A 12,147-nucleotide genomic window follows, 5' to 3' on the forward strand; every position below is an offset into this window, starting at 1 on the left:
TACAGATTAAAAGATAGAAAAGAGTATATGTCTTCTAGAAAAGAAATCACAAATACTCTTTTAAATAAATAAATTCTCTGCACTTTTTAAATGACTTTTTTATGTAGAATTAGATTGTCGTTGACAGTTTTTCTTCTTCATATGAATCTATATCATTTAGAATTTCTTTTTTTATTCTATACTTTATGGATGAACAAGCATTGTCTAATAAAAATTCTATTGCTTTATTCATATGTTCCTCCTTTCATTTTTAATCTTTTTCCCTTCATAATCGTTACTGCTCTTAGCTAGTTATACTAATAGATGATTAAATTTCAATCTATACAAAATCTCCTTAGACTCCATTTCAAGCTTTAGATTTATAAACCACTCAATCTGAAATTTTGTACTGTTGATTCCAAATTGGAAATTAAGAGCTTCAAAAATACTAATATCATCGATACTTTCAAATATACTGCTCTTTATCAAGCATTGATAAATATAAAGTTAGCAAGTTACTTCACGCCTCTCTCTACAGGAAGTTTTGGCTTTCAGTACGTCTTTTAATCCACCGAGATGGATTACAGCCTTTATACAGCTTTCTTTAAAGCTTCTGAACACTACACTCTAGTATTCTTTAACCTTTCTGCTGCTTATTTTGTTAGTATATAGTTCATTATATTGTGTCACTTCAAATTGTTTTGTCTATGCCACAATTATATTCTGTTAAACCAATATTTTCAAGATATAGTGAATTAACTTTAAAAATCTTATCTAATTTTAAATTTTTTCATGTGTAACCATCCTAGTTCATGTGAAATTAAAAGCACAAAGATTTCTTCATCATTATCCTGATTCCTTTAAATTTTTCTCTATTCAATTTGCATTTTTAAGGTGTCTTCTTCGAAAATCTACTATGTCATCTATAAAATCGCCCAAAAAAAGAGGCCAAAATTGCACTTTTTGACCCAGTTTTTTGCTCACTTTTCATCTCAAAACCACTATATGTTGTGGTCAAACTGTATTATTTTCTCTCTGAACCACAATACGTCATCATTATTATACTCTCAACGTGGCTCGTCCTCTTGATAGGTGCATTTTTGTAAACCTGCATTTTGCTCACTTTTAGAAGTTTGTTTATGTCCATCAATTTTACTAGTTAATCCTGTTTTAAATATGAATGTCAACATATAAGGATCTATACTTCCATCTTCTTTATACCCACCTATGATAACTTCTTCCACTACAGTTTTAAATACTTCCCTATCAAATTCTACTAGTGGTTCTTTGCTTTCGAATAGTTTCCTGAAGGATGCTATTCTTTCTTTGATAGTCTTTTCTTCATCTTCTACTACATCTAACTCTTTCTTTTCTGTTTTTAATTCTTGGAGTTCTTTCTTTAATTCGGTATATTTTTCTTCATAGGTTTCTTTATCTATTTGGTCTTCTAGATGTAGATCTATGAGTTTACTTATCTTATTCTCTACATTTCTTATATCTCCATCTATTTGCTTTAATAGTTTTTTATTATCCTTGGACTGTAATTCCTTCTCTATGTTTTCTAGGAATTCTTCTACTATGGTTTTTTTATCTCTACATAGGATATTAAAGGCTTTTACAAAGGCATTCTCTATTATCTTTTCTTCTACTGCCTTACATTCAGGACAGGATTTCTTTCCCTTCCTGATTGCAGTTGTGCAGAACCAGACATCCTTTTGTTTATCAGTTCCACTATGCCATCTTCTCCTGGTAATATTCCCACCACAGTAGGCACATTTCATCATGCTGGAAAAGGCATATTTTAAGCTATGTTTTTTCATTCTTCCCTGATTATGATTTCTACTTCTTTTTTCTAATATTTCTTTTGCTTTATTAAATTGTTCCCTTGATATAATAGGTTCATGGTTATTTTTTATATAATACTTTTCTTCTTCTCCAAAGTTATCTAATCTTCTTTTACTTATTGGATCTAGAGTAAAGGTCTTTCCCATTAGGATATCCCCTACATATTTTTCATTTTTAATAATTCCTCTGACAGAGGAGTCTGACCATGTGGTATTTCCTTTCTTGGTCTTATAACCTTTTTCTGTAAGCTCCCTTGCTAGTACAAAGCATCCTATGCCACTGGTATACCTATTAAATATATATTTTACTATCTTAGATTCTTCTTCATTTATAATTAACTTTTTCTTTTCCTTGTCATAATCATAACCTAAACAGGAAGCTTGTCCTACTAATTCTCCTCTTTTCATCTTCATTTTAAGACCCATTTTAGTATTGGCAGAAAGAGATTCACTTTCCTGTTGTGCTAAAGAACTTAGGATAGTTAATAACATTTCTCCATTCATTGTTAAGGTATTTATATTCTCTTTTTCAAAGATTATTGCTATATTTTCATCTTTTAACATTCTAACATACTTCAAAGTGTCCATGGTATTGCGAGCAAATCTAGATATGGATTTAGTAATTATAATATCTATTAAACCATTATTGGCATCAGATATCATTCTTTGAAACTCATCTCTATTATCTGACTGAGTACCTGATATTCCTGAATCAGCATAGATATCTACAAATTCCCATTCCTTATTCTTCTTAATTAAATCTGTATAATGGTTTACTTGGGATTGATAGCTATTCATTTGTTCATCTGAATCCGTACTTACTCTACAGTAGGCTGCTACTCTAGCTTTGTTTATTGTCTTTCCAGTATTTCTATCAATTTTCTCTTTCTGGGCTTCAATTACTTGTACCTTACTCATTTTCTCACCAACCTTTCTTTTAATCTATAATCCTCATATTCCTGCCAGGGATTACAAGGATTATAGATAGAAGATTCTTCTTAGTCAAGCTAATTATCAGTGTTTCAGGGTCTTCATCTCTGCATTTATTCTAGAAATTCACAAGAATAAACACAGAAAATAAAATAGTAAAGGTAAGCCAGCCCTAATATATTTTATTGTTATTCTCCTATTTTCTTATTTCTTCCTACTCTTTTACTTCGTATCTTTTCTTTATACTATTTCTTATAGTTGAATGTTCTTTTTCTGAAATTAATTCCTCTTTTAATAATCGATTTAACATTCCTATTTGTAAACTATATTTTTCTATATTATTCTTTAGAAATTTATATCCAATTGGAGTAAAAAGAATATTTGCTACTGTTCCTATATCCCCTTCTCCTCTTATATCTTTTAAAATTATCCTTATTTTCTTCCAAAGTGATCTTAACTTCTTTTTCATTAAAAACCTCCAATCTTATTTATAACTTTTATATAATTTCCCTTACATTTTCTTTGACCACCTATAGGTGACACCAACAAATGCCTGTTTATCGGGATTTTTATCATTTCTGACCACCTAAGACAGCACAAACCCCAGTTTCCGACCACCCATCTTTATTCTTTCAAACCACGGCACTGCCGGGGGATGTGTCTGGAAGGTGGAATCTTTTGACCACCTTCCTTTATCCTGCACTAAAATCTACAGGGTAGTTCAGTCCATATTTTGCTTTTTTAAGCTATCCTTTTATCTCTAATATTTCCAAGAACAGTTATCAACACATTTTCAGCCATTCCCCTACATCTGCCTAAATTTGATTTTCATCTCCCTCTTCGACCAATTACTCTCTTATCCTATTCAAAGGCCACACAGGGGGAACTGTGCCTAGACTTTCAGGGTCAAGAGGGACATTAGTTTGAAGACTTAGGGGGTAGTCATTTTATCGTCCCTAATGCCCTATTTTGAAAATTTCAATCAATCTTTTGCCATTACTCTTCCGTAAAACAACAGAGATTGAACGTTCTTCAAGTTCTTTTGTATTTTGTATTATCTTTTTACTAAGGGTCTTTGGAGAAATATTATCGTCCCTGTTTTTAGAAAGTTTCCCTGCTAATTCTGTAGGAGTAGATTTATGATACTCTTTATCTTCCATAAAGTCAGAAAGAAGCAGCACTACATCATCTAGTAGGACATCTTTGTTTACAAAGCTGTCTGTTACTACTTGCCAAATATTGTCTTCATTCCTTTCTAATTTAATTTCTCTATAGTCTATATCTCTACCTACACAGGAAAGAGTCGCCATCTTACTTCCTCTAGATTCTTCTACCAGAATAAAGCTACTGTCTACTGCTCCTTGTATTCCTGTTGTACCAGAAATACGATTAAAGGGATCCTTATCATATTCCTTTCTTAAGTGATGGATGAGTAAAATAGCTATTCCATATTTATCTGCTAGATTTTTTAATATGGTTAGATCACTATAGTCATTGGCATAGTTATGATCCTTAGATGTATTTCTTATCATCTGTAGGGTATCAATAATAATTAAGACTGTATCTGGATTCTCTTTTATGAAGCTTACTATCCTTTCTTCTAAGTCACCCCCTAACCTTGCATTTTCTGTACAGAAGTTTACCTTATCCGTTGCTTCATCTGTAATATCAAATAGTCTATTTTGGATTCTTATTTGACCATCTTCAAAGCAAAGATAAAGAGTAGTCCCTTCTTTAACCTTATTTCCCCAAACCTCCTCTCCTTTAGCTACTGCTACTGACAACCATAAAGCAAGCCAAGACTTTCCTACCTTTGGTGATCCTGCCAGAATATGAAGCCCCTCTGATAGTAGATTTTCAATAATAAAATTAATTGGTTTAAGTGGCATAGTCATTAAAGTTTCACCATCAATAGTATTAAATCTTTTTGTCATTTATTTTCACCCCCTTACTTGTTTCCACATTTGAAGTCGATTTTTCAAGTCTAATTGGAAAAATATTTTATTTGAAAATTATCTCTTCATAAGTTTCCACACTTAAGCCCTGATTTTGAAGTCTAAATATAAAACATTTTAAATAAAAAATACCCCTCTATATGTTTCCACATTAAGAGGGGTATTTACGAAGTCTAGATTTCAAAATAGGCAGAAAAATAACCTTGATATTTTCATCAAGGTTATTTTCTGTATATCTAATTTTTTAGATTGATTTTGAAACTACATGCCCTTCTCACAACCACTCTATATATTTAATTTAACTTGTGTTATAATAATTTTTAACTTTCCCCGTCTTCTTACTCATATTACCAGATAAATTAAAGTAGAAGGGTATTTTCTGGTAGCAAGATGCACAAAGAATTAACATAATATTTTGGTATTCTTATTCATCATTTGGTAATAATAAACTGTCTTTCACTATATCTCCAGATTTAAATACCGAGAGCATTATGCCGATTAAGGTCATATTTACTATTGTAGACATTCCGCTATATGAAATAAAAGGCAATGTTAGAGAACCCATTATAGGCAAACCTAAATTTGTTATGGTATAAAAGATAACTTCCATTGTAAATGTAACTAACACTGCCATGGAGACTAATTTCCCTAGAATACTTTTTTGTTTATAGCATAGCTTAAATGAACGGATTATAAAAAAAGATATTATCCCCATTACTACAATAAATGACAGCCAACCTAATCTATGAATTAAGTATGTCAGTATATAATCTGTGTTAATTGTAGGTATCATATAGGGATTTGATCCTAAATCCCCTCTACCCATAAACTTTGTAGCTGCTAGCATTTCTCTCATTCTTGCACTAATATAACCATCACCTAATGGATCCTTAAATGGATTTATTATATTTAAAAATCGTTCTCTCTTATGACTATAGAACATTAGCTTTATAAATCCCGTAATAACTATGGCTAGAGTTGGTATGTATACATGAAGCATTCCATAAAACTTATTTACGTTGAACCATCCCTTTATTATTGCCATGGTTATAAGGATTAAAAAGCATAAGGATATTAAAGCTACAACTGACATGCTTGGTATTCTAAGTCCTATCAATACGGGGATAATGAAAAATACTCCACTTAAGATTATTCCCAAATATCCCTTACTTCTCATATTATAAATTATCCCAGCCATAACCGTTGGAAATGCAAGTAAAATAAATTGAACATATAAATGCTTCCCCCTAATAACAGGTGATAAGAGTATCGAAAGTATGGATAAAACAGTTAATCCTGCAAAAATAGACTTAGGATATCTGCCTATAAATGTAAAATCAATAAAATATGCACCTATCATACATGCTATACCTATTAAGGTGGCCATCAAACTTCTTTCCAGCATAAAGGGTGTATCTGGCTCAAAGCTTGCAATATATCTAATTCCAAAGCCAAGTATAATCATAATCCCTGTTAAGAGAAATATATTCCATTCCATCTTAGGTCTATGGGTTCTATCCAGCTCAGTTCCAATTAAAACAGGATCCCCCATTTCTTTTATTGCCTTTTCCATGGCAGTCTCCTCATCTAATCCCTTATCCATGAATGCATTTTTTTGATCTATAACATGGTTTCTTATTTCCTCAGAAACGGTATTATGAGCCTTTTTCCATCTTATTTGTTCACAAATGGTTTCTATGAATTCATTTAGTTTAGCAGAATATTGCATAACTTTCCCCTCCCCTTAGGACCTGATTAATTGCCCTTACATAAGCCTTCCATTCATCTTCCTTTTCTGATAACATTCCTTTTCCTTTTTTTGTAATGGTATAATACTTTCGCAACCTACCATTATCTGCACTTTTTTCATAGGAATTAACCATGTTTTTTTCTTCTAGATCATGTAGAAGCGGATAAAGTGTACCTGCTTTTAATGAAAATGTATCATCAGATCTTTTGGATAATGTATCAATCATCTGATAACCATACATATCTTCGCCATCCAACAATTTCAATATAAGCATAGCTGTACTACCCGTAATTAAATTCTTATTTATGCTCATAAGACATCTCCTTTCGTATATAGATTGCCTATATATAGTATATATAGACAATCTATATATGTCAATACAAAGATTACTTTTTTACTCCGTATCTCATGCTACATAACCATTCCCATAATAACCTCAACTCCATCAAAAACTTCCTTCCTTCTTCTTCCTTTCCCTACATCAGAAAAAACGATATGTTTGTCTCTATGAAAAAACTTCATAAGAACATATCGTTTTTGTTGATAATTAGGCATTCTACTATCTATGTCTATTATTAAGTTTTCTGTATTCCTACCACGCACTCTATGTGCCCAGTATGTGGAAACATATCTACTGGCTGAATCTCCGTTGCCTTATATCCATACCTTACTAAATACCTCAAATCTCTTTCCTGAGTTATTGGGTTGCAAGATATATAAACTATCTTTTCAGGAGATAGTTTAACTAAAGAGGATAAGAATCTTTCATCACTTCCAGCTCTAGGGGGATCCATTATAACCACATCTACATTTTTATTTTCATTTGCTAGTTTTACCATAAAATTTCCAGCATCATCATTATAAAAATATACATTTTTAATATTATTTTGTTTCGCATTTTTAATTGCATCTTTTACAGCATCTTTATTTAGCTCTACTCCTATTACGTTTTTTACTTTTTTACTTACTATTAGCCCTATGGTACCAATTCCACAATAGGCATCTAATACTGTTTCATTTCCTTTAAATTTAGCCATTTCAATAGCCTTATTATATAATACTTCTGTTTGTATGGGATTTACCTGATAAAAGGATTTTGCAGAAATCTGGAACCTTATGCCACACAGAATATCTTCTATATATCCTTTTCCGTAGATTACTATTTCCTCATTTCCAAGAACTACAGATGTATTTCGGTTATTTATATTCATTATTATTGTAGATATTTCTGGATGTTTTTTTCTTAAGGCTTTTATATAATTATTTTTTCCTGGAAAAATCTTAGTAGATACTACTAATACTACCATTACCTCATTTGTAGCAAAGCCTCGTTTTATAAGTACATGTCTTAAAAATCCATCACGGGTATCCTCATCATAGGGTTTCATCTTGAAGGATTTCATAAGACCTTTTATTGTTTCTATAATCTCATCTGCCTTATTATCTTGAATCATACATCTATCTATATTTATTACATCATGGGTATTTTCTTCATATATCCCAGATATAATCTCTCTTTTTTTATTATATGAGAAGGTGGAATGTATTTTATTCCTGTAATTATAGGGGTCTTTCATAACCAAAATATCGTTTACCTTACAAAAAGAACCTAAAAGCTCCTCTACATTTCTTTGCTTAAATCTACTTTGCCCTTCATAAGATAAATGTTGTATTTGGCAACCTCCACACTTACTATAATATGGACATTTGGGTTTCACTCTATCCTTAGATTCTTCTTCTATTTTTATTAGCTTTGCAGTTGTTACTCCCTTGTTTTGAGAAATCTCAACAGTAGCCATTTCTCCTTCTATTAGATTGGGCAAGTAATATTCCTTTCCATTTATACTTACAATACCCTTGCCATCTTCATTTATGCCTATACATTTCACCTTTAGCAATTCTTTCTTCATATTTTCACCTTTTATTTTTATTTATATTTCCCTTCTCCAGTTCCTTGGTGCAAGTAATGCTATTATGGTAAATAGTTCGAGTCTACCTAGAAGCATAAGAAAAGAGAAAAATACCTTTGAAATTTGACTATATCCAAAAAATGTACTAGTAGGTCCTACAAATCCTAGACCTGGTCCAATATTTCCTAAAGTGGCAGCCACTGAACTAGCTGCACTTTCCAAATCTACACCTTCTAGGGATACTAAAATAGTAGATAATGCAAATATGATAATATATAATCCTACAAAACTATTGATACCTGCTATGGTTTCATTGGGAAGTATCTTATCATTTAATTTAACTGGTTTCATAGCCCTAGGATGGAATATTTTCAATATCTCTCGTTTAATTAACTTTAACATAATAAGTATTCTAATGACCTTCATACCACCAGCAGTAGAACCTGCACTGGCTCCTGTAAACATAAGTAAGAGTAAAATAGCCTTACTAAAGGTTGGCCAAATATCAAAATTAGCTGTGGAGTATCCTGTTGTAGTCATAATAGAGCCTACTTGAAAAAAGGAGTCTCTAAATGCCAATCCCAGGTTTGAGTAAACTGTACTATATAAATTAATGGCAATAGATAATACTGCTACCCCTACAATTATAAAATAAAGTCTTAATTCCTCATCTTTTAGAACATCTCTCCATTTGCCTTTAAATAAGGAATAATATAGAGAAAAATTCACACCTGAAAGTACCATGAAGCTTCCTATTACCAAATGGATATAAGTACTATTATAAGCTCCTACACTGGCATTTTTAGTAGCGAATCCACCTGTACCTACTGTACCAAAGGTATATACTAAAGAATCAAATAGGGACATACCTCCCAATTTTAAAAATACCACCTGAATTATTGTAATGGCAAAATAAGTGCCGTAAAGAATTTTAGCGGTATCTCTTATTCTTGGTGCTATTTTTCCTGCAATAGGTCCTGGACTTTCTGCCTTAAATATTTGAAATGCTCCTATACCTAAAGCTGGTAACAATGCCAAAGTAAATACCAGTATTCCCATACCACCTATCCAGTGAGTAAAAGAACGCCAGAATAAAATCCCCATAGGTAATACTTCTACATCTGCTATTACTGTAGCACCAGTTGTTGTAAATCCAGATACTATTTCAAAAAATGCGTCTATATAAGTTGGAGTGCTTTCCGATAGATATAGAGGCAATGCACCAAATAATGATATTAAAAACCATCCTAAAGATACAATTGCCAAGCCTTCCCTAGCACTAATATGTTTATTTTGATTTTTCTTTCTCAATAAAATAAATCCAATTATGGATGTTATTAGTATTGTTATTAGAAAAGGCATTTTATCCCACTGATTTGTATATAAGGATATAAGTAAAGATGGCACCATAAGTGCAGACTCTAATATTAATATACTACCTAATACCCTTAGTACGATTCCATAATTCACTTAATACGCCTCCCTTATGGGTCTTAAAGAACATCTTCAAGGTTGGTAAGTCTTCTGTTAAACAAAATACTACTATTCTGTCATTGGCATTTATTACAGTTTTTCCATTAGGTATTATAACCTTTCCTCCATGAACTATGGCCCCAATTATTATACCCTTAGGTAATTTCAACTCTTCTAAAGTCTTACCTACTATAGGAAGATCTCTACCTACAATTATTTCTGTTACTTCTCCATCTCCTCCAATTAGTAGTGATACAGATACTATTTTACCACCACGAATATATTTTAATATATTACTTGCAGTAATATAGATTGGATTAAATGCAGCATCTACTCCCAGCCTATCTATTATCTTAGTATAGTTTTCTCTACTAATCTTTGATATGGTTTTAGGTACTCCTGCTTGCTTAGCCATTAATGCCATAAGTAAGTTTTCTTCATCATAGCCTGTGGCTCCTACAAAGGCATCCATAGAAGATATTCTTTCTTCCTCCAATAAATGTATGTCTGCACCATCTCCATGAATAATTAGTACATCTCCTAAAACTTCTGATAATTCCTGACATCTTTCCTTATCCTTTTCTATCAATGTAACAGATATATTAGCCTTAGATAGTCTTTCTGCAAGATAATATCCAATATTACTTCCTCCAAGTATCATTACATTTTCTATTTCCTTTTTAGTTATATCCTTAGTAAATCTATCATTTAAATTATTTATATCAGTACTTTTTCCTATAACATGAATTATATCATTATCAATCAATCTTGTTGCTCCGTCTGGAATAATTATGCTACCATCTCTAGATATGGCTGTAATAAGTAATCCTTCAAAATTCTCTAATTCCATTAGTTTTTTGCCTACAAAGTCCTTCATATGTTCAATATTAAAATCAATCATTTGAATCTTTCCGCTGGCAAAGTCTCCTGAATAAAAATTATAATTTTTTAGTAAATATTTTTCTATGACTTGAGCCGTAGAAAAATCTGGATTAATAATATTATCAATTCCCATTTCCTTCTTTATAAAGTCTATCTGCTCCATATACTCCGGATTCCTAATACGTGCTATGGTTCTTTCACATCCCAACTTTTTTCCTAATGAACATATTAAAGTATTGGTTTCATCACTATCTGTTGAAGCTACTAAAATATTATATGTTTCTATGCCCAATTCTTTTAGAATATTTATATCAATACCATTTCCTAAAACAGTCAGAACATCTAAATGTTCATTTACAAAATCTATTACCCTCGGATTATAATCAATTACTGTAACGTCTATATCTTCTAGTACCATGGTTTCTGCCAATTTATATCCGAGTTTCCCTGCCCCTATTACCATTATCTTCATAATTTTCACCTCTTATTTATCTAGTTTTCATCTACTAATTGTTTTTTGTCCACATTGGAATTATATAGTATACCTAATACCACAATTAATCCACCTATTATCTTTCCCTTTGAGACATGGCTTAATCTTAGATAGTCTATAATTACTCCTGTAAATATTTGTCCTATAAAGATTAATAAAGTGCTATATATAGTTGGTATCTTAGGAATTATAACATTTGAACTGGCCACAATGACAACTCCCAAAGCACCACCTAAAAAGGCATAAAAAGGTATGTTAACTAAGGCTTCCATATGTAAATATTCCCTTAATCCCATGGTTATAAGAAGAATAATTATTAATCCTCCTATATAGTTAATAAATGCTCCTTGGAATACTCCTATTCTCTTTGCCAAACTGGCATTTACTACCATTGACAATATAGTGAGAAATCCTCCAGCTATTGCTAATATTATATATATCATATTTTTAATCTCCTTAATATATGGTCATTATAATGATTCCGACTAATATAATTCCAAATCCTATAATTTTTTTCTTGTGAAATTTATAAGTATCCATACCCATTAATCCATAATGGTCAATGGCTGATGATAATATTAATTGTCCAAAGACTCCCAGTGCCAAAGTCAAGGAAGCTCCTAGAGTAGAAAAGCTTATATTGTTTGCCAATACTAACAACACTCCAATAGCTCCACCACTATATAAATATAAAGGTACATCCTTCTTAAATACAGGCTTAATCTTTTTAAATATCAAAATACCTGCAATTGCCGTAAGCCCAACTAAATGAATTACCAATATAGATAAATAATTACCTAAATAGCCATCTAGAGTTCCATTAAATGTTACCATTATGGTAATCAAAATACCTATAAAAATTGCATAAATTCTATACATCTGTATACCTCCTTCTTCCAATTTATTGTATCAGAAATAACCATATTTATAT

General features: G+C 31.4%; 12 protein-coding genes. All 12 read right to left on the reverse strand.

Annotated features, from left to right (window positions below; all coding sequences use genetic code 11):
* Positions 1 to 109: 109 nt before the first annotated feature.
* The 12 genes from FYJ83_RS20360 to FYJ83_RS16290 all read right to left on the reverse strand — a co-directional run bounded on the left by FYJ83_RS20360 (position 110) and on the right by FYJ83_RS16290 (position 12,095).
* Positions 110 to 232 carry a hypothetical protein gene (locus tag FYJ83_RS20360; RefSeq protein WP_268233535.1) on the reverse strand — a complete coding sequence of 41 codons (123 nt, stop codon included), beginning with the start codon at positions 230 to 232 and terminating at the stop codon, positions 110 to 112.
* Between the two features lie 814 nt (positions 233 to 1,046).
* Positions 1,047 to 2,741, reverse strand: coding sequence for a recombinase family protein (locus FYJ83_RS16240; protein ID WP_154442329.1), 1,695 nt, complete (start codon positions 2,739 to 2,741; stop codon positions 1,047 to 1,049).
* A 226-nt stretch (positions 2,742 to 2,967) separates the two neighbouring features.
* On the reverse strand, positions 2,968 to 3,222 hold the full coding sequence (locus tag FYJ83_RS16245; protein WP_154442331.1) for a hypothetical protein: 255 nt from the start codon (positions 3,220 to 3,222) through the stop codon (positions 2,968 to 2,970).
* 487 nt (positions 3,223 to 3,709) lie between these two features.
* Positions 3,710 to 4,687, reverse strand: coding sequence for an AAA family ATPase (locus FYJ83_RS16250; RefSeq protein ID WP_154442333.1), 978 nt, complete (start codon positions 4,685 to 4,687; stop codon positions 3,710 to 3,712).
* A gap of 445 nt (positions 4,688 to 5,132) precedes the next feature.
* Complete coding sequence (locus tag FYJ83_RS16255; RefSeq protein WP_154442335.1) at positions 5,133 to 6,437, reverse strand: FtsW/RodA/SpoVE family cell cycle protein; 1,305 nt, start codon at positions 6,435 to 6,437, stop codon at positions 5,133 to 5,135.
* A complete protein-coding gene (locus FYJ83_RS16260; RefSeq protein ID WP_154442337.1) occupies positions 6,421 to 6,771 on the reverse strand; it encodes a PadR family transcriptional regulator in 351 nt (116 codons plus the stop codon). Before FYJ83_RS16260 ends, FYJ83_RS16255 begins: the two co-directional genes overlap by 17 nt.
* Positions 6,772 to 6,869: 98 nt before the next feature.
* On the reverse strand, positions 6,870 to 7,061 hold the full coding sequence (locus FYJ83_RS16265; protein WP_154442339.1) for a hypothetical protein: 192 nt from the start codon (positions 7,059 to 7,061) through the stop codon (positions 6,870 to 6,872).
* Positions 7,034 to 8,368: a 23S rRNA (uracil(1939)-C(5))-methyltransferase RlmD gene (gene rlmD / locus FYJ83_RS16270; RefSeq protein WP_154442341.1), complete on the reverse strand. Its 1,335-nt coding sequence runs from the start codon at positions 8,366 to 8,368 to the stop codon at positions 7,034 to 7,036. Before rlmD ends, FYJ83_RS16265 begins: the two co-directional genes overlap by 28 nt.
* Positions 8,369 to 8,389: 21 nt before the next feature.
* On the reverse strand, positions 8,390 to 9,838 hold the full coding sequence (locus FYJ83_RS16275) for a TrkH family potassium uptake protein (protein WP_326828361.1): 1,449 nt from the start codon (positions 9,836 to 9,838) through the stop codon (positions 8,390 to 8,392).
* Entirely contained in the window at positions 9,804 to 11,195 is a 1,392-nt protein-coding gene (trkA, locus tag FYJ83_RS16280) for a Trk system potassium transporter TrkA (protein WP_154442343.1), read from the reverse strand. Before trkA ends, FYJ83_RS16275 begins: the two co-directional genes overlap by 35 nt.
* A gap of 20 nt (positions 11,196 to 11,215) precedes the next feature.
* On the reverse strand, positions 11,216 to 11,659 hold the full coding sequence (locus FYJ83_RS16285; RefSeq protein WP_154442345.1) for a DMT family transporter: 444 nt from the start codon (positions 11,657 to 11,659) through the stop codon (positions 11,216 to 11,218).
* A gap of 13 nt (positions 11,660 to 11,672) precedes the next feature.
* The gene (locus FYJ83_RS16290) at positions 11,673 to 12,095 is read right to left on the reverse strand and encodes a DMT family transporter (RefSeq protein WP_154442347.1); all 423 of its coding nucleotides are present in this window, start codon (positions 12,093 to 12,095) and stop codon (positions 11,673 to 11,675) included.
* Positions 12,096 to 12,147 lie beyond the last annotated feature (52 nt).

Origin of the sequence: Tissierella pigra (genome assembly GCF_009695605.1) — a bacterium.
GTDB lineage: Bacteria > Bacillota > Clostridia > Tissierellales > Tissierellaceae > Tissierella > Tissierella pigra.